The organism is Methylotuvimicrobium sp., from assembly GCF_050611805.1.
Classification (GTDB): Bacteria; Pseudomonadota; Gammaproteobacteria; order Methylococcales; family Methylomonadaceae; genus Methylotuvimicrobium.
Genome location: NZ_JBNGHF010000013.1, coordinates 1 through 21,856, shown reverse-complemented (window position 1 = coordinate 21,856; position 21,856 = coordinate 1). Strand labels below are relative to the sequence as shown.

The 21,856-nt window shown below is 47.8% G+C and carries 19 protein-coding genes; 7 read left to right on the top strand and 12 right to left on the bottom strand.

Features of this window, described 5'->3' with window-relative positions; all coding sequences use genetic code 11:
• Positions 1-57 precede the first annotated feature (57 nt).
• Positions 58-615, top strand: coding sequence for an exosortase system-associated protein, TIGR04073 family (locus ACRJJO_RS08425; RefSeq protein ID WP_431065395.1), 558 nt, complete (start codon positions 58-60; stop codon positions 613-615).
• A gap of 348 nt (positions 616-963) precedes the next feature.
• Here ACRJJO_RS08425 and ACRJJO_RS08420 read toward each other — a convergent pair whose 3' ends face one another.
• The 8 genes from ACRJJO_RS08420 to ectA form a co-directional block, all read right to left on the bottom strand.
• A complete protein-coding gene (locus ACRJJO_RS08420; RefSeq protein ID WP_431065394.1) occupies positions 964-2,229 on the bottom strand; it encodes a hypothetical protein in 1,266 nt (421 codons plus the stop codon).
• 231 nt (positions 2,230-2,460) lie between these two features.
• The gene (locus tag ACRJJO_RS08415; protein WP_431065393.1) at positions 2,461-3,885 is read right to left on the bottom strand and encodes a sodium/proline symporter; all 1,425 of its coding nucleotides are present in this window, start codon (positions 3,883-3,885) and stop codon (positions 2,461-2,463) included.
• Positions 3,886-4,323: 438 nt separating this feature from the next.
• The gene (locus ACRJJO_RS08410; RefSeq protein WP_431065392.1) at positions 4,324-5,208 is read right to left on the bottom strand and encodes a TPR end-of-group domain-containing protein; all 885 of its coding nucleotides are present in this window, start codon (positions 5,206-5,208) and stop codon (positions 4,324-4,326) included.
• Positions 5,201-6,160 (bottom strand): ectoine hydroxylase, encoded by a 960-nt coding sequence (gene thpD, locus ACRJJO_RS08405; protein WP_431065391.1) that lies wholly within the window; start codon positions 6,158-6,160, stop codon positions 5,201-5,203. The genes ACRJJO_RS08410 and thpD overlap by 8 nt, the downstream gene beginning before the upstream one ends.
• Positions 6,161-6,558: 398 nt before the next feature.
• Entirely contained in the window at positions 6,559-8,001 is a 1,443-nt protein-coding gene (locus tag ACRJJO_RS08400; protein ID WP_431065390.1) for an aspartate kinase, read from the bottom strand.
• A 59-nt stretch (positions 8,002-8,060) separates the two neighbouring features.
• Complete coding sequence (locus ACRJJO_RS08395) at positions 8,061-8,465, bottom strand: ectoine synthase (protein WP_404357622.1); 405 nt, start codon at positions 8,463-8,465, stop codon at positions 8,061-8,063.
• A 310-nt stretch (positions 8,466-8,775) separates the two neighbouring features.
• The gene (ectB, locus tag ACRJJO_RS08390) at positions 8,776-10,107 is read right to left on the bottom strand and encodes a diaminobutyrate--2-oxoglutarate transaminase (RefSeq protein ID WP_431065389.1); all 1,332 of its coding nucleotides are present in this window, start codon (positions 10,105-10,107) and stop codon (positions 8,776-8,778) included.
• Between the two features lie 42 nt (positions 10,108-10,149).
• Complete coding sequence (gene ectA / locus ACRJJO_RS08385; RefSeq protein WP_404357626.1) at positions 10,150-10,668, bottom strand: diaminobutyrate acetyltransferase; 519 nt, start codon at positions 10,666-10,668, stop codon at positions 10,150-10,152.
• Positions 10,669-10,922: 254 nt separating this feature from the next.
• Between ectA and ACRJJO_RS08380 the strand changes: the two genes are divergently transcribed.
• Positions 10,923-11,462: a MarR family winged helix-turn-helix transcriptional regulator gene (locus ACRJJO_RS08380; RefSeq protein ID WP_431065388.1), complete on the top strand. Its 540-nt coding sequence runs from the start codon at positions 10,923-10,925 to the stop codon at positions 11,460-11,462.
• 554 nt (positions 11,463-12,016) lie between these two features.
• On the opposite strand, the gene ACRJJO_RS08375 is transcribed toward ACRJJO_RS08380, so the two are convergent.
• Both ACRJJO_RS08375 and ACRJJO_RS08370 read right to left on the bottom strand, forming a co-directional pair.
• Complete coding sequence (locus ACRJJO_RS08375) at positions 12,017-12,904, bottom strand: lysylphosphatidylglycerol synthase transmembrane domain-containing protein (protein WP_431065387.1); 888 nt, start codon at positions 12,902-12,904, stop codon at positions 12,017-12,019.
• A gap of 236 nt (positions 12,905-13,140) precedes the next feature.
• A complete protein-coding gene (locus tag ACRJJO_RS08370; protein WP_431065386.1) occupies positions 13,141-14,163 on the bottom strand; it encodes a glycosyltransferase family 4 protein in 1,023 nt (340 codons plus the stop codon).
• Here ACRJJO_RS08370 and ACRJJO_RS08365 point away from each other — a divergent pair.
• Positions 14,143-14,883, top strand: a complete 741-nt coding sequence (locus tag ACRJJO_RS08365; RefSeq protein ID WP_431065385.1) for a CDP-alcohol phosphatidyltransferase family protein — start codon at positions 14,143-14,145, stop codon at positions 14,881-14,883. The two genes, ACRJJO_RS08370 and ACRJJO_RS08365, sit on opposite strands and share 21 nt — an antisense overlap.
• Positions 14,873-15,655 carry a class I SAM-dependent methyltransferase gene (locus ACRJJO_RS08360; protein ID WP_431065384.1) on the top strand — a complete coding sequence of 261 codons (783 nt, stop codon included), beginning with the start codon at positions 14,873-14,875 and terminating at the stop codon, positions 15,653-15,655. Before ACRJJO_RS08365 ends, ACRJJO_RS08360 begins: the two co-directional genes overlap by 11 nt.
• 111 nt (positions 15,656-15,766) lie before the next feature.
• Here the strand turns inward: ACRJJO_RS08360 and ACRJJO_RS08355 are convergent, their stop codons facing one another.
• Complete coding sequence (locus tag ACRJJO_RS08355; RefSeq protein WP_431065383.1) at positions 15,767-17,365, bottom strand: SulP family inorganic anion transporter; 1,599 nt, start codon at positions 17,363-17,365, stop codon at positions 15,767-15,769.
• 159 nt (positions 17,366-17,524) lie between these two features.
• Between ACRJJO_RS08355 and ACRJJO_RS08350 the strand changes: the two genes are divergently transcribed.
• From ACRJJO_RS08350 to ACRJJO_RS08340, 3 genes are all read left to right on the top strand, one after another.
• Positions 17,525-18,445, top strand: a complete 921-nt coding sequence (locus ACRJJO_RS08350) for a LysR family transcriptional regulator (RefSeq protein ID WP_431065382.1) — start codon at positions 17,525-17,527, stop codon at positions 18,443-18,445.
• Positions 18,446-18,610: 165 nt separating this feature from the next.
• Complete coding sequence (locus ACRJJO_RS08345; protein ID WP_431065381.1) at positions 18,611-19,483, top strand: class I SAM-dependent methyltransferase; 873 nt, start codon at positions 18,611-18,613, stop codon at positions 19,481-19,483.
• Between the two features lie 195 nt (positions 19,484-19,678).
• Entirely contained in the window at positions 19,679-20,743 is a 1,065-nt protein-coding gene (locus ACRJJO_RS08340) for a TolB family protein (protein WP_431065380.1), read from the top strand.
• A gap of 586 nt (positions 20,744-21,329) precedes the next feature.
• Here the strand turns inward: ACRJJO_RS08340 and ACRJJO_RS08335 are convergent.
• On the bottom strand, positions 21,330-21,668 hold the full coding sequence (locus tag ACRJJO_RS08335; RefSeq protein WP_431065379.1) for a hypothetical protein: 339 nt from the start codon (positions 21,666-21,668) through the stop codon (positions 21,330-21,332).
• Positions 21,669-21,856: the final 188 nt, after the last annotated feature.

Genomic DNA, 21,856 nt, shown 5'->3' with positions numbered 1-21,856 from the left:
ACTTTAAATCCTCTGCTATACTGAAGCGAAAAATTAAATCAACCGGCAGGACTTGCTATGACATCATCTAATCGCACCATGATCCCAGTGCTACTGGTCAGTTTTTTGGGAGCCTTCGCGCCAGAGTCTCAGGCTCAAAACACCCATCCCCGCGTTTGCGGCAGCTATGGCGAAATAGTCGGCCATAAAGCGCTTAATGCTTTCGGTAACCTGGGTGGCTCGGTACTTGAATTACCGAAGAATGTCATCAATACATCGAATCAAAGCAACGTTTTTTACGGCTTCACCGGAGGCCTTTTTAAAGGCATCGTCAACATGGCAGGCCGGATAGGCGTCGGCGTCGCCGACTTGGTAACGATTCCGCTTCCGACCAAACCCATCGCATATCCTCTCTATGTTTGGGACGATTTCGACATCGATACGACCTACGGCGAAGCTTACCGTCTCTACCAATGCACACCGAAACCGAAACCCATCGTCCAAACCCCGGAACCGGAGCCCGTCATTGAGCCCGAACCGGCGGTATTCACTCCGCAGCCAATAGAGACACCGAAAGTCTATCACGACACCACACGTAAAATAGACCAGTTATTCAAAGAAGAAATGCATAAATAACGAAACCAGGAGGAACCGAGCATTAGGTGTTCCGCCGACTGTTCTCACGATCTCGGTCTTTGAATACTAGAGTATATGCACACAAAAAGCATCGGGACTCTTAATAAAACCAATATATCATGTCCGCCGATAACCCTCTTTGCTTAGCCAAATTGCACTCATCCGAACGTGTACAGCACTTTCATTTTCCGGGCTGATTAATAAATTTTCACGACCTACTATGAAAGTGCGGACCGAACTCCTCATAAAATAGAAAAGATATTTATGACCACACCCTAAGCACTGCCGAAATTTGAAGTGCGATGGTTACATATTCTTAGAGCGCTGTATACGTAACAGAACTGAAGTCTAAGCCGGAAATTCTTCCGACAAAGGCTTTAGTTTTACAGACGTAGACGATTGAATATTAAGCAATTCTTCTTCAACACCAGCGGCATGCGTCAATTCCGCGACATTTTGTTTAGTGAAAAATCCGTCGAAATCGCCAAATCGCTGCACATATTCAATGATTAATGACGAATGCTCTGAAGCACTTGAAAATATCTGCTTAATACCTTCTTCTCTCGAACCGATAACGTCCAACAAAAACTTTTTTCCCTGACGAGAAATCTCACTCACCACGTAGTCGATATTTTCCATGCCGTTATATTCGCCGTCATTAACACCGATCGCTAAATGATGCAGGCGAGGCCCGTAATTGCGGACAAAGGTTTCGGTCGGTGACGGTAACTTTTCCAAGTGATTGACAAAATATGGCGTATTGTTAGCCGTAAACACTTTTGCAGGACTATTGATCTCATCCGAAAAATGCACGCTTTTAGTCACATTAGTTGAAGAATTTTGGTCTTTGATATCGTATGAACCCCAATAAAAATAACTCGACAACGATAGCCATTCGAGAATCGCGGTTTCGCGATTCTGGCTATAAATACGTGTTGCCAAGTGATCGATGGGATTCAATAACTTGTCGATACCGAGCTCTTCCTGCAGCTCTTTGGCTTTCCGGTAAGCCGTTTGCACATCGTCTCGAATCTGGGAAAGCCCCAATGAATAGACTCTGATCTGGTTTTCCGGTCGCTCCATATAAGCGACAATATTATGGCTATAGGGAGAAGGCTTACTGATCGCCAAATTACCCGGCAGCTCCAATCGACGAATCTCATCTTGCGAAAAAAAGCGAAATTCACGCTCTTGTTGCAAACGCGTCACCTCGCTCATGTTTTCCACTCGAAGAATTTCACCCATATAACGACTGTTCGGCTTGCTCGCACCAATTGGGTAGACTTCATTCAAACTTCGAAAAATACCCATAGTCGATGAGTCTTTCACCTCCCTAATCAGCAGGTCGGGCGAATTCATATCGATACGCAAAATATGCGTCCAATGAGATTCGCTTTCCAGCGTCACGAGATAATGATAAGGCGTCATTAAGCAAAGTTCGCCGACATAGCGAATAGAGTGGCCAGGATCCACAGTGATCATTAGCGCGTCGATCTGCCCTATCATGTCGGTCAAACCAACACGATCCCGTTCGGTCAAAAGCTCGCGCAGATAATGTTCGAAAAAATCGGAATTCTCTTTGTCACCGTGGCGTGGGAAAGAAAGTGATTTCATGGTATGTCTTCCTGAAATTTGTTCTTGCATCAGGCCGTTACCGGCCCATTAAACAAATTTATTAAGCACAAGACATACCATATCGCGACAACACCTATTTTTATTCAATATCAATTACGTACAAAAAACCCTCTGAAACTAACGATTTGTTTATGCGTCAAGATTGTGCATTAGGATTTGGTCATAAATAACTTCCCTATTTTTAATGCAAGGTTCATGAAGATATTTGCACTAAGAAACGTTCACCTTATGTTTATTCCATAAATGCCGGAATAACTCGGCTAAACAAAGAATGATCAATCCCGTAACTATCCCGACCAAACCTTCGTAAGCTTTCTCGTGCAAATCCAGATAACGCCATAATATGGCGACCGCCAAGCCGCTCGCGACTGCAGCAAGACTCGCGAATTGAGTGGGCCGCATTCCCACGCATAACACCAACAGTAAAGGCGCAAAGGCGCTTGCCAATCCGGACCATGCCATGATTACCAAGCTGAACACACTATGATTATTTGCTAAGGCACCGAGTAAAGCCAAGAATGTCACGACAATGGTTACCCCTTTGATCAAATACTGGTTTTCGATTTGATGAGGCAAGATGTCGTGAGTCAACGCCGCCGAACAGCTTAACACCACCGAATCGGCAGTGGACATAGTGGCTGCGAATAAACCCGCTAAAATCAAACCGACCATGGCTGGAGACAACAACTCCATAGCCATCGTCGGTAACGCCAACTCGGCATCGAAAGCCTCCGTATCGACCAGATAAATGCGGGAAAGCAGCCCTACGCCGGTGGCCGCCAAGTAAAACGCAATATACCAAAGGTAATACCACAAACGTGCTTTGTTCATACTGGCGGTATCGTCAAGCGTCATGAAGCGCACCATGATATGAGGCTGACCGATGACCGACAATCCGGCAAAAAGCCAACTGATTGCGAATAATAAACCGCCGGCAATACCCGGCAAGGCCAAAGACTTAGGGAACCAGTCTAAAAAACCGTCAATCGCTTGCATTTGCATTAGGGTCGATTCGATCCCACCCAACGCCTGAGTGGCTGTCACCAATAACACACTCATGGCAACGATCATCACTATCGACTGCGCAGCATCCGTCCAAATAGAGGCTCGAATACCGCCCGCGAAACAATACAAGGTAACTAATACGCTACCCATAACCGCTCCTGCCCATGACGGCCATCCGAAAAGTACATGCAATGCCTTACTACCGGCGACCAGTTGCGCGCTGGCGTAAGCCAATAGAAAAACCAACGAAATCACGCCGATAACCCGTTGCAGCGCCGGCTGATTCCCCCCTGCGCTCCAGACGCTAAGCACGCCGGCGTAACTGACTTCACCGGTGGTTGTGGCCGCTGCCTTAAGTCGTTTATGCACCAATAGCGATGCTAAAAAATCTCCGGCAATCCATCCTATCATTAACCAAATGGCAGCGAGTCCGGTGACATAGGTATAACCGATAACGCCGATGAACATATAGCCACTGTTATTCGTAGCCACCGCCGATAAACCAACCAGCCAAGGTTTGACATTGCCGCTGGCCAAGTAATAATCCTGCTTGGTGCCACGGCTTTGCCAGAAGGATGCTAAGCCAATTAGCGTAAACAGCAGTAAAAAAAAACTAAACGAGAGAACCATTAATACTCCTATCTGGCCAAAAAAAACTCTAATTTTCAGGAGGTGCAGGGTATTCGAAAAAGGTGCAGGAGAGTGCTGCTGAACAGACGCTCCTCGCATCGTCACCAAATTTGAACGCTTTTTCAGCATGAACCTAAAAGAGCTGCCGGTATTTGTTGTAGATCGTTCTTGCTGGGCCAAATCAAATAATGAAGGACTCAAGACAAACGGCAGTTTGAGGCACTCAACTGCTCTTATTACTGTGAAAGCTCGAAGATTCGAAGTCTTTATCTAATTTTTCGATATGAAACACAATGCCGGCTCTCCCACTTTCATTTTCCGGGGCGATTGCCAGGCATTCATGAACGTAAGAAATAAGGAATTAATCCCGTTTGAGTCATTTGGCTATGACCTGTTACGAACACCATCAGACTTGTGTTTATCAACAGAAGACAGAAGTTAATGAGTGTTATCTTCGCCGGGCAACAACTCGATAAACGGCTCAAAGTCTTTTAAGGCCTGCAACGCAGGGTCATCGGCAAACTTATCGCGATAATCCTCAGTGCGTTGCAGCGCCTCGGATAAACAGTTAACGGCCTCTTCATATTGATTCAATGCGGTATACGCACAAGCCAATTGGTAAAAAGCATGGCCGTTTTCAGGGTCGATTTTCAACGCTTGCTGACATAGATTGACAGCCCACTGCGGCTCCCCCATATCGAGTACCGCATCAGCCTTATAAGTCAATGCTTCGCAATCCTCGGGACGCAATTTTAAAATTTGATCGTAGATGGCGATTTTATTGGCCAAACTACTTGCTTGCCCTGCCCTGAGCCACAGTGATTGCACATCTTGCGTCCGCTCGATATCCTCGCCGATTTTCTCAATCAATTGTGCTTCTTTGTTGAGTTGTTGCTCGACAATTGCCAAACGCTCTTCGTATTCATGGACCAGTTTCGATACTTTCTTATCCGCCATGGACTGTACACGCTCTTTGATATCTCTGAGCGAGGTCCAACCCAGCAGCACCAAAATAGTACTGGCACCGGCAATCAAGTAGAAAAAATAAGTGACTGTATTGGTGGCGTAAGTGACGCCTCTATCGACCGAGCTGAGCTCTCTATCCACAATTTGCTGAATCAGCTCATTCCTCTGCGCTGCCATGTCCATACGCAACTGCTTAAGTTCATCCAGCATATAGCGCTCGATGAACGGACTATATAAAGGCTTATCCAAAGACTCAATCGCATCTAAGCGCTCTTGAACCTCTGCTTCATCGTCGACAGCCTCGCCCATCACGGAACAAGGCGCCAGCACGATCAACACCATTAACATTCTAAGCATAAATCGACTGGTCGGCAGCAGCGATAAAAGGCCGCGGCTCAATAGCACGTATAGCCTTGCGACTGCAAAGGTATTCGGGACGAGGCGATAAACCGCAAAACGGCCATGTCACTCGATTACTGATCGCGTTATAGACGAAAAAGACATTCGAGCGAGGCCATGGGGTGATATTACTATTCGAACCGTGCATGACATTGCTGTCGAAAATTAAGACACTGCCGGGTTTTCCGATAGCCGATACAATGCCGCCATCGGCAACCAAGCTAGCCAAGCATTCATCGCTGGGTATGCCATACTCCTGCTTTTTCAACGAGACTGAATAATGATTCTCCGGCGTTTCTTCTTTGCAAACGACAAATTTTTTATGTGATCCGGGAATCAACATTAAAGCCCCGTTATGCTGGTCGTTTTCAGTCAGAATAATGGACATACTGAGCGCACGCATTCTGGGCATGCCGTCTTCAACATGCCAGGTTTCAAAGTCGGAATGCCAATTAAATTCCTTACCACGAAAACCCGGTTTATAGTTTAAGCGCGACTGATGAATGTAAACCCGATCATTCAAAAGATGCTGGGCCAACCCCGCTAAACGATTATCGGCAGCTAATCTTTTAAAGACCGGACTGATCTCATGAATTTTAAAGAGTGAACGGATTTCGTCGCTGGATAATTCAGTTATCGCTTCCGCTGAGGCTTTTATCTCTTTATCGTCATTCAAACGATTGAGTTCTTGCCTGAAACAATCGACTTCCCGCTCATTAAAAACATTATCAAGAATAAGAAAACCCTGTCGTTCATAACGAGCTTGCAAGTCCTCGGTAATAAGGCTTGGGTTAGCGGTTTGAGCATAAACCACAGGGTCTACGCGTTGAATTATTTTCGGTTTATCACCGTTACGAGATTGATAAACATCTTCGCTTTGTTCGGACTGTTCGGCTTTCTCGGTAATCATTGAACATTTAACCCATATTGATTAAAGACTTCACGACAACAGATACCCCCGGTCATCGGTCATTCCCAACTTACGCAGGGCTTACCCGTACATCTTAAGTTTATTGAAAAAAGACGGTTAAACCATTCATTGCTCGACTGACTTGCCATGAATGGCTTAACCATGGACGAAAGTTGACTTGCGACTCGCCTTAATCCGCTACCGCTCTAGCTGTCAACTCATAAGCACCTTAAGCATTCGGTCATAAATAACTTCCCTATTTTTGGAGGGTTCGGCCGCTCGATTGGCAGGACGCCGTGAACCCACACCTCATACCTTCATAAAATCAGCCCTTTTTTGAGTACAAAAGGAGTAATGTATCGTTTTGGCCAAACTGAAGAAGGGTTTCAGCAGCACCATCAGGACGCGAGGCATATTGCAATTCCGTGATCATGAACCTCCACCAGATGACTATGCAAACTTTTGATCGCGTCAGTGTAGGCATCTTCATCTATCACAAACTGCATATCGACTTGACGCATTGACTGATGCATCGCCAACACGCTGATCTGTTTCTCTGCCAGTGCCGAGACAGTTTTAGCCAGAATACCGGGAATTTTCATGTCACTGCCGATGGCGGAAACAATCGAAACTTTTTGCTGATTGATTTCGGCATCCGGATAGGTCTCTTGCAAAGCATCGCGGATGCGGCGGATTTTTTTCAGACTGGCAGATAAATAATGGGTAATGGTATTGGCATTAATATCTTTGGAAACAATATGCGCTCTGAAGCGACGGATCAGCGCCAGGATTTCCTGATCGTAATTGTGGATCTCGCCGGCCATGTTTTGATCGAATACCTCGAAAGCATAGACGCCTTTACACCCGGCAATAATTTCCACACAAGGCTTACTGCTGACATAGTCGCCGGTAATCAGCGTCCCGGCATGATCCGGCTCAAAGGTATTTCTGACGCGAAGCGCTATCGCGTTCTGACGCAAGCCTTTTGCTGCCTTGGGATGAATCGCTTCCATGCCCAGGTTCGCAAGCTGGTCGGCCACATCGTAATTGGTACGGCCAATCGGCACGGCCTTGTCTTCACCTACCAGACGCGGATCTGCGCTGCTGAGATGAAATTCCTTATGAATGATGGCTTCATCCGCCTCTGTCAGCACCGCAATCCGGCTAAAAGTCATTTCACTGTAGCCCCGATCAAACGTTGACATCAACCCGTCAATACTGTGCGCATAGCCTGTGGCAATTGGTAGCTGCTGACTCAGATCGATCTCAGCAAAGGCTTTTTTAATGCGTTCGTCGAGCGTCATGTGTTTATCGGTCTGCCAACCGGTCAGATCGACAAAGACTGCGTTAATACCGTCTTGTTGCAGCAACTGGACAGTGTTCCACGCACTGTGCGCCTCACCGATACTAGCCAGCATTTCCCGAACGGTAGAAAGATGTGCATCCAGTGAAAAATGACCATGCTGACAAAGACGCTGCAAATCGGCCAGACAGCGTTCCGTGTCATCAAGCCGTTCGCCAATGAACGCGTCGGCTTTTTTGATGGCCTCAGCAGTGTCAAAAATGTTGGCATTGATTGCAAACATTTCTTGCTTAAGTGTTACCAACGAAGCCTGCCAGCCGGCATCGTTTAGACTGTTGGCAAACTGACCATAAATTCCGGCATGACCGTTTTTTTTGTGCTCCAGCAACATATCGGTGATGCCACCGTAGGCGGAGACCACAAAAATACGCTGATACAGATCCTCACGATGGACAGGCTTGAGAATGATATTGTCGCGCACTGCGACATAATCACTCATGGATGTGCCGCCGATTTTTTCAACGGTGTGAAACGTCATAACGTCCTCTCTTACTTCGGGCATGCCGAGGGCCTCTACCGCCCTGCCATGATTGAAAATTAGTCACTGACTGTTTCGGCTTCCAGTTCATAGGCACCTTCTGCGTTGTGTACTTCCTTGCCGTTTAGAGGCGGATTAAAAACACAAGCCAATTTCAGTTCCTTGAAGGCACGCAGAATATGCCGATCGTGTTGATCCAGGTTATAGAGTGTGCCTGGGGTGATAGAATACTTCTTGCCATCGTCCAGCGTTTCCACTTCGCCTTCACCACTGATGCAATACACCGACTCTAGGTGATTCTGGTAATGCATGCGAAAATCGGCACCGGCAAAAATGGTGGTGATATGAAAGGAATAGCCCATACCGTCATCCTTCAGTAGCATTCGGGTGCTTTCCCAGTTGCCGTCAGGTGAAACGATGCGTCTGTTAGTCTGCTGTGCGTCTTGTAACTGTCTTACGATCATTTTAGTTCTCTTCAGTAGGTTCTCGAATAGGCTGGTTGGCTCAGCGGGCTTTAGGATTTCGTGAAAAATAACTTCCTGGAGCTATGAGTTTTGTAGCGGGTTCAGTAACTCGCTTGACAGGACGCCGTGAACCCAGCACCTAAATTATGCAAGACAGTTACCATAGCCAAAAGGCTATGGAATTTAGGTGCTGGGTGAATACGTCCGTGTAGTCTTGACGGCGGATTTCCCTGCCGCCGACACCTGTCAATCGAGTTACCGAACCTGCTTACCGTGCATTAAAAATAGGGAAGTTATTATGGCCGAATCCTTAGTGACCCGCTTTGCTAACCTCTTTACTGACTGAGTAGTCGCCTTCAAAAAAGTCTTTTCCTTCTGGGATTGTGTCTGCTTTATCACAGACCTCTTTAATGGCTTGCTCCAGAATGTCGATGCCTTTTTCCAGCTCATCATCTGTAATAATCAGAGGGCACAAGAACTTCACGACATGATCGTCCGCGCCACTGGTTTCAATAATCAGACCTTTCTGAAAACATCTGCGGGTAATCTGACCGGCCAAATCACCGCTGACACAGTTAATACCCCGGAACATACCTCGCCCATGCGAGTTGAAATTACCCTCGCCATACTTGGCGACAATGACATCTACACGATCGGCAATGTACCGACCTTTGCGTTGGATATCTTTGGCAAAGCTGTCGTCTTTCCAGAAGTGATCAATAGCCGCCTTGGCAGTGACAAAAGCATGATTGTTACCTCGGAAGGTACCATTGTGCTCACCCGGCGACCATTGATCGATTTCGGGTTTCATTAACACGATAGCTAACGGCAAACCATAGCCGCTCAGCGATTTCGACAAGGTCACAATATCAGGATAAATTCCGGCTTCTTCAAAGCTGAAGAAAGTGCCGGTGCGACCGCAACCGGCCTGGATATCATCAATAATCAGCAACACATCATGCCGTTTGCAGATTTCCGACAGGCTTTTTAACCAAGTCATTGAGGCGGCGTTGATACCGCCTTCGCCCTGAACCGTTTCAACGATGACGGCAGCCGGCTTATCGACGCCACTGCTGGAATCCGACAGCATTTTGTCGAGCAAATTGGTGGTATCGAAATCATCACCCAGATAGCCGTCATAGGGAATACGGGTTGAGCCATGCAAGGCGATGCCGGCACCGCCACGATGAGTAGAATTTCCGGTAACCGACAGTGATCCCAGCGTCTGGCCATGCCAACCATTGGTAAACGAAATAATGTTTTCACGACCGGTTTTTTTGCGGGCGATCTTCAGTGCTGCTTCAACCGCGTTGGTGCCGGTGGGGCCGGTAAACATCACTATGTAGTCCAAGTTCCGAGGCTTAAGGATGTACTCATTAAAGCTTTCCAAAAACTCACCTTTGGCGCGGGTATGCAAGTCCAAGCCCTGCGTGATGCCATCATTCTGGATATACTCAAGCAACTTTTCCTTAAATACCGGGTGATTGTGGCCGTAATTTAGGGAACCTGCACCAGCGAGAAAGTCCAGATATTCATTGCCTTCATGGTCATAGATTTTTGCGCCTTGGGCACGATCAAACACGCGTGGAAAAGCGCGAGCATACGAACGCACTTCTGATTCAATTTCTTCAAAGATTTTCATTCTAATTCTCTCCTGAGCAATATGGGATAATAGTGTAGTGAATTAAGCCTGAACCGCTTTGAACGGCCCAACCTTCACCAGCATTTCGGTTTCATGTTGATCTGCAAAATGGCGTGTCTTATCAAACATCACAGCACTGCCAATTTGGGTGTCCAGTTTTTTTGCCAGCCCTTCAAACAGGGCCCATGAGGCCTTATTATTCGGGGTAATGGTCGTCTCGATTCGGTTAATATCCTGATTGGCCGACCGCGCCAGTATGGCTAAGAGCATCCGCGTGGCAAGCCCTTGGCCACGGGCTTTTTCGCCGACAGCCACCTGCCAGACAAACAAGGTATTCGGACGTTGCGGAATACGATAACCCGAGACAAAACCAACCAACTCATCGCCAATTTTAGCCGCCACCGCCGTTTCAGAAAAATGGCTGCTCTGCAGCAAATTGCAGTACATCGAATTGGGATCTAGGGGCGGACACTCGCTAATCAGTCGATGCACCTGCGCTCCGACTTCGGCAGTAGGCTGACTAAGTGTAATGATCGGCAAGGCAGTTTTATCAGACAACATATAAATAACTCTATTATTTAGATTTCTGTGCAATTAACTCGGCTTTAACTAAATAAGCCGGTCTTGAATGTGATTTTTATGAGCCATTAGCACGAATATTCTGGCTTCATTGGAAAACATAATATATAGTACACTAAATATTTTAAATGTCCAGGCCGCGTACTTTTGCCTAAGATTAATTAGATGTCATATCAAATTACAGCAATGGCTTTGTAACGCGACGGAATCTTTATTAGCTAGATTGGTGATCAATGATGCAAAACCCGCAACCACACACACCCCATTCGCTGGATACGCTCGACTTAAATCCGGTTGAAAAGGAGCATTTGCTGAATCAAATTGAAGAAGTGCTGGTCGCATTACGCAGAGTCATACGAGCCACCGACTTACACTCAAAATATCTGGCAAAAACCACCAGCCTGACCGCGCCGCAGATTCTTTTATTGCAAACGCTGCGTGCCAAAGGTCAATTGACCATTGGGGAGCTAGCTCAGGACATGAGCCTCAGCCAGGCGACTGTGACAACAATTCTGGATCGCCTGGAAAAACGCCAACTGGTGTTCCGGCAGCGCTCCCAGACGGACAAGCGAAAAGTCCATGCATACATGACTGAGGCGGCCACGGAAATGCTAATAAATGCCCCTATCCCTTTGCAAGATCGCTTTACACGAGAATTCAGTAAACTACAGGAATGGGAACAGTTGATGATTATTGCATCACTGCAGCGTGTTGCTCAGATGATGGACGCGCAAGACATCCCTGTTACTAAAGAAGCGTTTGATTTTCCGGTTTAAGCTCTAATGATTCAGCTCAGCTGCAACCCGCATCACGCTCTTTCCCAAGCTCCAGTTTGGGAAAGACAACCCGGAAGCTCCCCCTTCGACAAGGCTCTCCTGAGCGCAGCCGAAGGGCTCAGGGCAAGAGCTTCCTGAGACCGACACAACCTCCGCACATTCTCAATCAACCCCGACTCGCTCGTTCAATCTTTCTTGATTGTCGGGAAGCTAGAGCTTCCTGAACAGGTTACCCAAGCTGGAGCTTGGGTAACAGCATAAAGGTATATTTAGCCTAGCTGCCCCCGAACATCAATAAACTTACTTAATGATGTTCTTTACTGTGAAAGTTCGTGGATTTAGACTCATTATCTAATTTTTCGATATACAAATCTCCGCTCTGGCAATTCCGGTTCCGGAGAGGGTGCGGTTGCTCGACCGGCAGGCGTCGGCGGCAGGGAGCCGCCGTCGAGCCTACATGGACGTATTCACGGCGTCCTGTCGGGCGAGTAACCGCACCCTCCATCACCAGAGAACTTTCATTTGCCGGGGCGATGACTAGGCCTTCATGAACGTTACTTTTTCAGCAAAAAAAACAAGCCCATGAGTGTCGTCAACGAGTAACTGAAGCCGAAGATGATCGATATCGCCGCACTCTCCTCTGCCGGTAAACCGGCAAACGATAAAACATATACGGCAAACATTTCTCTCGTCCCCCAATCCGAAATAGAAATAGGCAACAAAGTTAAACCGGCGAAAATCAGCGGTAATAAGGTAAACAGTGTAAACGGCAGCTTCGGGGCGCCCAAACCGAAAGCCGCCAATAAAAAGCCAAGCATCAACAATAATTGAATCAACGACGATAACTCATAATGCGACTGTCCGAGACTCATGACTTCACTGATTTTATTACGATCCATCAGGGCTCGAGTTTTCGTAGATAGCATGACTCTAAACAGAACAACACCAGAAATCGATAAGATCGCCAGACTTTGTAGCAACGTCGCAGCCGGAATCATTTCGGCAAATAGCGGCCAATTCAACGGCAAGGTCAGTAGCAGTATAAACACTAAAGCAACCAATCCCGACAAGCGGTCAAGTACTTGGCTACCGATCAGCGATTGATTATCCCCATAATCTTGAAGGACTTTGAACCGAGCTACTTCGGAAAAAATCAACGGCGGCCCGATTTGGCCGCTTAACGCACCAATCCATATTGCTTTCAAATAATCCGCATAAGCAGCCTCAACATTCAATTGTTGAGCAATGAGCCGCCATCGGTAAGCCATCAACATCAGCACGGCAATATGACAAACCACCAAGAGCAATCCAAACGCAGGATTAAAGCCACATAAAGTCTGCCAGAGTAAATCGCTATCGGTTTTATTCAGAATAATCACCAACAAACCGATAGCGACAAACCATCGAAAAATTACTGTTAGCCACTGTTTTGATTTATGCATCATATCCACCCACTATATTGAAGGAACAGCGTTTATCTTCAGCGATCAATGGACTGTAAGCTGTTTAGCCCAGCCTATCTAACTATCTTGAAGATACGCTCATCAACCCGAAAATGCATTACATCCCTGAAACTTTACCGTTGCCGAAAAGTAACAATCCGCCCTCCCAACACCTAGGAACCCGCCCTTTTATAATCATGACTCAAATTGAATGATCATGTTTTTCTCACCTATTATCATTGACTCGACAAGCAAAACGCTTCCCTACATAAACGTTCAAAAATCGTGAAGCTTTGTCCCCACGACCGGTTTTCAAAATATTGTCGACCCCGGAAACTGCGCCGTAACGCCGACTCGCTAATCAACCTTGCTAAATGAACGCGCAGCGCATCAACATCGCCGGCGACAAACAAAAAACCGTTGACTCCATGTTGAACAATTTGCCCGGCTGCTCCGGTCTCGGAAGCAACGATCGGCAGACGCATCGCCGCCGCCTCGGCCAGCGCGATGCCATAGGATTCGTAATGGCTCGCCGAGACAAAGACATCCGAAACGCGCATCAATTCCGCGACCTGCTCCGAAGTCAGAACACCTTCGTAATGAATGCGATCGAGTAGATTCAATTCGCCGACAGACTGCCAAAAACATTGCGTAAATTCCGTATTAACGCTATCGCTGCCGCAGAAATGCCATTGCCACGAACACTCGGTCAATCCCGCCAGCGCTTGAAGAATATCGAGATAGCCTTTTTCCGGCAATAAATTGGCTACCGTCAAAAATTGCACTATCGTACTTGTATTTTTTTGCACAGGTTCCGGCTTGAAAGCTTCGTCTATGCCCGGCTCGCATAAGCCGACCGATTTGCTTGGAAACCGTCTTTGAATCTCGTCGAAAACCTCTTGCCCGGTCGCAATGACAAAGCGCAACGACTCGATCGCTCGGCACTCAATCTCGCACCGAACGGCCCGATCGCGCGCCGCCACCAACGGATTCAGAGACGGCAAATAATGACATAAAAGACAACCGGGACTGTTCTTCAGAGTTTCAACCATGCCCGCCAACTCTTGCCAGAATAGACTATCCCAAATCAACAACTCGTAATTTTCCTGCCACTCTGCCAGTCGTTCGCGATCGATAGCCGAGACAGTGACCGAATGCAACGGAAAACGGCACAGGCGTGCTTGATGTAGTATATTCCGATTATAGAGATTACCCCCCGAGGTTTCGCCGAGGGGCGGATGCAACAACGCTATCTTCATCGCAACACTCCGAATGAATTCGATACCATGATAACGGAACCCTTGATACAAGCTAAATTGATTCGTTGGAGCAACCTGCATTCGACAGTCTTGTTAGCGGCCAGCACTGCAATGCTGCTGTTATCATGGCCTATTGTACTACTACTAGGCTCTGCGGCGTTTTCATTTGCCTGGTTCATTGTTCGCGGCCCAGGCAATTGGACATCAATAGGTCAATTCGGCCCGGCCAATGCCGTGACCTTGTTCCGCTTGCTGCTGATCTTTAGCTTGACAGCTTTCGCCGACCGGCCCGACTTGATAATTCTCCTGGCATTACTGATTCTATGCCTCGACGGCATCGACGGCTGGTTGGCCCGTAAATTCAATTGCACATCGGAATTCGGCGAATATTTCGATAAAGAAACTGATGCTTTTTTCATGCTGGTGTTGTGCTGGCTGATCGTGCTCGATCAACGCTTGAGTTTGTGGATACTCGTACCGGGATTGATGCGCTATGTATTCGTGTGCTTTTTAATGCTCGCAAAGCCGCCAGCCTACAAAGAACAACAAACAACCACAGGCAAAGTTGTTTTCGTCGTCACGATGCTGATTTTAATCGCCTGCTTTACCGACTATCCAACGATCTACCAGCCTTTGGCGCTAGCAATCACGTTGCTGCTCTGCTATTCGTTTATGGCCTCGATCCGCTTGATTTACCGCCCCGCCTGCAATGATAAATAAGCTTAAAACCCGACAAGCGGCCGATTCGGCCGATGTTCGCGCTTTTTTCGACCGCATCGCCGGCAGTTACAGCGAAGCGCACGGTCGCGCCGGCCGCCTTTTAGCTTACCGTCTTTCAATCATCCGGTCATTGCTCGGCAAACAACGCGGCGCATTGCTCGAAATCGGCTGCGGCACCGGCCTGCATTTATTCGAATTGGCCGGTCTATATGAACAAGCCATCGGCACCGATCTTTCGCCGAATATGATCTCGGAGGCCGACGCGTTGCGCAAACAGCATCCGAATCGTAAAACCATTCGGTTCACGGTCGACCCGGCAGAACAATTAAAGACTATCGAATCCGGGCAAATCGATACCGTACTGTGCGTCGGCGCCTTGGAACACATGCCGGACAAACCGAGAGTGCTTCGACAAATCGCGCGCGTCTTGAAACCCGGCGGCGAATTCATCTGCCTAACCCCGAACGGCGCTTATTGCTGGTACACAGCGATTGCCCGCAGATTTCGCTGGGACACCCGCCACTTGAGCAGCGACTGCTTCGTGACGCGTCAAGAGCTTTGCGGGTTACTAAACGACGCGGGACTGGCTCCGGAAACGATAGGCTATTGGACCTTCATCCCAAAAGGCGACATGCCTTCGCCTATTTATTGGCTGCTATCCGGTTTGAATGTTATCGGTGAAAGGCTGAAAATACCGGCCTTGCGTGGCGGAATATACCTAAAAGCAGTTTTTAAGGAGGGGCAAAGCAAGGATGCCAACAAGGCTGAATAATTCATAATGACGTGAAGTAGCACAATGCAAGGCGGATAATGTTCCTGTATTTTCCGCCTTCACTCCTCCTGCGCCGCTTAGCAATTGCCGAAGAACTAAATCAGTCTCCCACTAAACTCTCAGTGCGCGCCGAACGGACAATGGATGCTTAGCGACGGCCTGATGCTGATGTAAGCCGACTATTTCGCAGGTACCGCCTGATCTTTGATACTCGGCGCGAAAGTAATAGATAAATTCCAATACCGTGCTATCGATCAAATTGGCTTCACTCAAATCGAAAATCACTTGCTTGGCTTTAGGTAAAGTGCCGGCCATGCTTTTTAGCGCAAGAAAGTTTGAAAACACGGCGGCGCCATGGACCTGTACATGAAAAATGCCCGGTTCTTGCTCATCAATACGATAGGCGACCTGAAAAATCTGAGCAGGTTTTAGACCACGCAAGCCATGCAGCGCCAGCTCACAGACAATACCGATCAATACTCCCAGCAATAGATCTGTCAGTAAAATACTGATTAGAGTTATGATAAACACCACAAAATGGCCAAAACCAATACTTAAAGTTTTAGCAAACTCCATCGGAGAGGCGAGCCTAAATCCCGTATAAACCAACAATGCCGCTAATGATGCTAACGGAATCTCTTGTATCAGATTGGCGCCTAAGCTGATAAATAGCAGCAGGAATACACCATGAAAAAAGTTCGACCAGCTGCTTTGCGCGCCATAACTGATGTTTGACGAACTCCGCACGATTTCCGCAATCATCGGCAACCCGCCGACCAGGCCGCAGAGCGTATTACCCATGCCGATGGCCATCAAATCGCGGTTCAAATCGGAACAACCATGTTTGGGATCTAACTTGTCCACCGCCGCGGCGCTCAACAAGGTTTCTAAACTGCCGATAAGAGTGATGTTAAAAACGCAGAACCAAAATTTAGCCGTGCCGATCAGAGCAAAGTCCGGCAAATACAGCGCATCCATCGGATTGCTTGGAAGATTGAGCAAAAAAGTAGGACCGATTAAAAACTCGCTCTGTGTCAAAAACTGCGTTACTACAGAATGATAGCGGTGCACATGATCTAAATTGAAGTAATGCGTCAACAGCAAACCGGAAAACAAAACCCAAAGCGGTGCCGGTAACATACGACTGAATTTAAAAGGAAGACGAGGCCAAAAGATCATGACGGCTAAGCCGATCAAGCCAATCATCGCAATCGGGACATTCATATTGATCACTGCCCTCGGCAAAGCCATCACTTGTTGCACAATAGAGCCTGCCTCCGCCGGAACCCCAAGCAAAACATAACTTTGTTTAACCAGAATAATGATACCGATGGCAGCCAGCATCCCGTGTACTACCGAGGAAGGAAAAAAGGCACTGAGTTTACCCGCGCGCAATGCGCCCAGGGCAATTTGGATCAAGCCCGATAACACGATCGCCGCCAACGTATAGGCAACGCCGGCGGCAGTATTGCCCGCACCTAAGGTATGCACGGAATCCAACACCACTACGATTAAACCGGCCGCCGGACCGTTGATCGTGAGCTGGCTACCACTCACACGAGACACCAAGAGCCCACCGATGATAGCGGTAATCAGGCCGCTCATCGGAGGAAAACCCGAGGCCATCGCGATACCTAAACATAGCGGCAATGCAATCAGAGAGACAAAAAAACCGGAACGAAGGTCTTTATAGACAAGTGCTTGAGTCATGAGGGTTATGAAAAATAATAGGTTTATGATAACTGCCCAATAGACTATCCTTTCGGACCACTTTAATCTAATATATTATTTCTGTATTTTCGTTATATTTTATATATCGATACCGATAATACTGTCCCTTTCTCTCCTATGCTGCACTATTGAACAATCATGACCATCTTGAACTATCACCACCTTCGTTATTTTTGGGTCATTGCCAATGAAAACAACTTGACCCGTGCAGCAGAAAAACTGCACATCTCACAATCCGCACTGAGTATCCAGCTGCGTAAGCTCGAAGAAAGCTTAGGGCAAAAACTATTTGAACGCGAAGGCCGGCAGTTGATCTTGACCGAAGCCGGCCACATCGCCTTGGATTATGCTCAAGCCATTTTCCGCGCCGGTGATGAGCTGTTAAGCGTCATGCAGCGCCGCGAAGCTGGAAGCCGGCTTTTATTACGTGTCGGCGCAGTTTCCACCCTATCGCGCAACTTTCAGTTGGACTTGATTAAACCACTGCTGGCTTTGGAAAATATTGAGTTGGTGCTGCATTCCGGCAGCCTTAACGCCTTGATGCAGCAAATGCAGGAACATACCCTGGACTTGATCTTATCTAATCGTCCAGCTCCCGATGCCCTGGATCGAAACTGGCAATGTCATTTGCTCGATGAACAGCCAGCCAGCCTAGTCTGTCAAGCGCGAACGAGCCCGGTCAACTTTCGTTTTCCGGAAGATTTACACCATGCCGGATTATTCGTGCCCAGCATGGAAAGCGAAATTCGCACCGCTTTCGATTTTTTGCTCAACCAGGCCGGCGTTCGGCCCAAAATCATCGCGGAAGTAGATGACATGGCCATGCTCAGACTCCTGGCGCGTGAATCCGGAACATTAACACTGGTGCCGCCCGTGGTGGTACGTGACGAATTACTGAGCGGCCATTTAGTCGAATGCGTGCAGATCACGGAAGTCAAGGAACGCTTTTATGCTATCACCCCTGAACGACACTTTCCCAATCCGCTACTGAAAACCCTATTTCAGAATTTTACGCCCTCCAATCAAGGGAAATCAGAACAAAAAAAGGGGTCAGGTTGAATTATTAATTCAACCTGACCCCTTTTTTTGGGATACCCCACACCCTAAATCAAGTGAGAATGCTCAAACTGGGAATTGCTGGATATTGACCATGCACTTTGATCATTGGCAAATTTTCCTATAATATCCAGCTTTGTTTAACAACAGCGTTAATGATGTCGATCCTTGTCGCACGCCATTCAGCCAGTTTTGGCGAGTTTCGCATTAGCGCTCGAACTCAAACTAAGGAAAAAGACCATATCTGGCTATGTTGATGAAGTTGTCATTCCGTATGATCGCGACCTTGGACCGGTCCTATTCGAGCATTACGGCGCCGATACCGCAAGACGCGTCGCCGAACAAGCACCGATGAACGTGCTGGAAATCCCCGCCGGCACCGGCATCGTGACCCGTCACTTGCGCAACTTATTGGCGAAAGAAGCTCGCTTGACCGCAGTCGACATCAGCGATTCAATGATGGACGTGGCTAGGCAAAAGTTTCATCCGGGTGAACAGGTCACCTTCCAGAACGTCGACGCCACCGCCTTGCCGTTCGATGACGAAGCCTTCGATGCCGTCGTCTGTCAATTCGGCATCATGTTTTTCGACCGGAACAAAGGGTTTCGGGAGGTTTACCGCACCTTGAAACCGGGCGGCCGTTATTTATTCCGCGTTTGGGACTCCGAACGCTACAACCCGTTCGCCAGTTTAAGCTTCGAAGTTCTTAAACGATACTTTCCCTCGGACACCCCGCAGTTTTTATTCGATCCGGTGTCCTGCCACCAAATCGACCCTCTCAAAGAACAGTTGATTCAGATCGGCTTCGACCCTGTGGTCATTTCCGTGCAACGCCATGAATACGATATTCTCGATGTGACGGCGTTCGCGCGTGCCTTGGTGTACACGCCGGTGATCTTCGAAATCAGAGACAAGGGCGGCGTCGACCCTGAGGACATCGTGACGGAATTGGCCGAGGCCTTCAAAAAAGAGTTTGGTTCAAGCCCGATGCGCTATCCGATGCAAGCGATTCTGTTCGAGACGGAAAAGCCTAAGATTTGATAACCTTGGCCCTAAATTCGGCAGTTTAAGCATGAAGCCCATAAAGTTTTAATAGCTTATCCTAAGCCTTTTAGGGGAACAAAAATGAACTGGATAGGCAAAATAAGCCATTGAATTAACCTCTTATTCTTCTTGATTTTCATGGTGAACTGCTTTTTCTTGTTTGATACTTACCCAAATACCGTTGTGCACACTATGAAAACAAAAAACTTTACCCCCAAGTCCTGTTTAGCGGCGCTGACGCTTCTTTTGACGCAAAACCTGTCTTATGCGATGCCTGGCATGGACATGCCGGCCGGCGAAAACGCAAAGCCGCACCCTTTAGCGCAAAGCATCGGCGAGCCGATCAACTCCTCGGCTTCGGAATTTGAACTAACCTACAGCGCAGATGGCAAAACGGTCGTTTTCGTTTCGACTCGACCCGGTGTCATCGAATCACAAGGCAATCCCTACAGCTTCGACATCTGGATGTCTCACAACGTGAATGGCGTTTGGCAAACACCGATTCATCTGGGACCAAGCGTCGACCCAACCGTGGGGCCGAACATCAATACCTCTGCCTGGGAGTTGGAACCGAGCCTCTCGGATGACGGCAACGCCCTTTATTTTACCCGCTACGAACCGGGCAATCTGTCGACCGGCGATCTCTACGTGGCGCAGAAAATCGATGGCGTCTGGCAACCGGCCAGAAATTGGAATGATGTGCCTGAACTGCCTAACCTCAACACGCCGACCGGCGAAGAACATTGCCCTATCATCGTATCGGACAGCCTGATTTACTTCAGCTACCAACAACCCGGAGTCACACAAGACAGCGACATCTGGAAAGTCGAAAAGAAAAACGGCGTTTGGCAGAAACCCGAAAGCCTAGGACCGAGGATCAACTCCCCTTACCGAGACCATCTACATTGGACGGGACTATCGAAGGACGGCAAAAGCCTGATCATCACCAGCACGCGTCCAGACATGGGCTCGCGTGGTGGACACGACGAATGGATTTCCTATCAAAATCCCCAGGGCGAATGGCAAGAGCCCTTGAACCTGGGCGACACCATCAATACCGCAGGCGAAGACATGTGCTGGGCCTTCCCGCCGGATGGCAAGAAATTTTTCGGCGGTTGGGGACCGCAAGGCTCCTATGATATGAATGTGATGTGGGTCAACAAAGACGACGTGCCGTTGCTCAAGAACTTCGATCCGATCGGCCCGCCTCCCAACTTACTAGCCAAAAACAAAGCAAAAGCCGCCAAAACTGATTAAATGTCCCGTTGTTCCGTTAACCATTAAGCGTCCCAGCCTAAAACAGGCCACTAGGTAATGCGCCTCTACTCGAAGGCGAAGACTGATTGCCAAGAATGGCATTAACCCAGCACCTAAATTATCTAAGATAGTTAACCATAGACAATGGATTATGGAATTTAGGTGTTAGGTTCATTACATCCATGTAACTCAGCAACTGCCGACGCCCGCCAATCGAACAACTGAACCTAGCACGAAATAGGGAAGTTAGGGTTCGGTCATAAATAACTTCCCTATTTTTAATGCAAGGTAAGCAGGTTCGGTAACTCGATTGACAGGTGTCGGCGGCAGGGAAAGCCGCCGTCAAGCCTACAAGGACGTATTCACCCAGCACCTAAATTCCATAGCCTTTTGGCTATGGTAACTGTCTTGCATAATTTAGGTGCTGGGTTCACGGCGCCCTGACAAGCGAGTTACCGAACCCGCTACAAAACTCATAGCTCCAGGAAGTTATTTTTCACGAAATCCTTATTTACGACCAAATCCTTAGGATTTTTAAACGCTTCCGGAAGCAAATGAGACTTGCAACGAGTACCTCGCACAAAGCCTATTTTTTCTTATAAAAATTAGAAGTATAGCAAGCCATCAGCGCACCTCTAACCATCGCGGCATCATCTTTTTTATACAGTTGACTCTCTTTATCGCTCATCGAAAACATGAGCCTTTTGGTTTCATCGGAAATATCCCTATTGCCGAAAACAGAATCGGCAACACAATTACAATACGACTTAGCCTGCTCGACAGGGCGCGCAAGCCCTTCCTTTTGTATACAACTATCAAGAAAAGTCGATTTTACCTGAGACATACCGCTATCCTCACCGCCGCCACCGCACGCCGACAAAGCGACCACCCAAACAGCCATGATAACTGATTTACTTTTACTCATTTCATTCCTTAATTGCTTAGGCCCAAATGTTTCAATATTAACAGCTCAGCCCTGATTGACTAACAAAAATCAAAATTCGGAAGAAAAAAGGGATCAGGTTTAATTAATAATTAAACCCTACCCCTTTTCGGCCTGAAGGCATTCCACGACATCAGTTGGTCTTACATTCCGACAACGGCAGCCCGATG

Excerpts from the sequence above, each read along its gene's own strand:
- ACRJJO_RS08335 (WP_431065379.1), bottom strand. The coding sequence starts at position 21,668 with ATGAGTAAAAGTAAATCAGTTATCATGGCTGTTTGGGTGGTCGCTTTG.
- ectA (WP_404357626.1), bottom strand. The coding sequence starts at position 10,668 with ATGTTGTCTGATAAAACTGCCTTGCCGATCATTACACTTAGTCAGCCT.
- ACRJJO_RS08365 (WP_431065385.1), top strand. The coding sequence starts at position 14,143 with ATGCAACAACGCTATCTTCATCGCAACACTCCGAATGAATTCGATACC.
- ACRJJO_RS08420 (WP_431065394.1), bottom strand. The coding sequence starts at position 2,229 with ATGAAATCACTTTCTTTCCCACGCCACGGTGACAAAGAGAATTCCGAT.
- ACRJJO_RS08415 (WP_431065393.1), bottom strand. The coding sequence starts at position 3,885 with ATGGTTCTCTCGTTTAGTTTTTTTTTACTGCTGTTTACGCTAATTGGC.
- ACRJJO_RS08340 (WP_431065380.1), top strand. The coding sequence starts at position 19,679 with ATGAAAACAAAAAACTTTACCCCCAAGTCCTGTTTAGCGGCGCTGACG.
- ACRJJO_RS08410 (WP_431065392.1), bottom strand. The coding sequence starts at position 5,208 with ATGCTTAGAATGTTAATGGTGTTGATCGTGCTGGCGCCTTGTTCCGTG.
- ACRJJO_RS08400 (WP_431065390.1), bottom strand. The coding sequence starts at position 8,001 with ATGACGTTTCACACCGTTGAAAAAATCGGCGGCACATCCATGAGTGAT.
- ACRJJO_RS08360 (WP_431065384.1), top strand. The coding sequence starts at position 14,873 with ATGATAAATAAGCTTAAAACCCGACAAGCGGCCGATTCGGCCGATGTT.
- thpD (WP_431065391.1), bottom strand. The coding sequence starts at position 6,160 with ATGATTACCGAGAAAGCCGAACAGTCCGAACAAAGCGAAGATGTTTAT.
- ectB (WP_431065389.1), bottom strand. The coding sequence starts at position 10,107 with ATGAAAATCTTTGAAGAAATTGAATCAGAAGTGCGTTCGTATGCTCGC.
- ACRJJO_RS08395 (WP_404357622.1), bottom strand. The coding sequence starts at position 8,465 with ATGATCGTAAGACAGTTACAAGACGCACAGCAGACTAACAGACGCATC.
- ACRJJO_RS08375 (WP_431065387.1), bottom strand. The coding sequence starts at position 12,904 with ATGCATAAATCAAAACAGTGGCTAACAGTAATTTTTCGATGGTTTGTC.
- ACRJJO_RS08370 (WP_431065386.1), bottom strand. The coding sequence starts at position 14,163 with ATGAAGATAGCGTTGTTGCATCCGCCCCTCGGCGAAACCTCGGGGGGT.
- ACRJJO_RS08350 (WP_431065382.1), top strand. The coding sequence starts at position 17,525 with ATGACCATCTTGAACTATCACCACCTTCGTTATTTTTGGGTCATTGCC.
- ACRJJO_RS08355 (WP_431065383.1), bottom strand. The coding sequence starts at position 17,365 with ATGACTCAAGCACTTGTCTATAAAGACCTTCGTTCCGGTTTTTTTGTC.
- ACRJJO_RS08425 (WP_431065395.1), top strand. The coding sequence starts at position 58 with ATGACATCATCTAATCGCACCATGATCCCAGTGCTACTGGTCAGTTTT.
- ACRJJO_RS08380 (WP_431065388.1), top strand. The coding sequence starts at position 10,923 with ATGCAAAACCCGCAACCACACACACCCCATTCGCTGGATACGCTCGAC.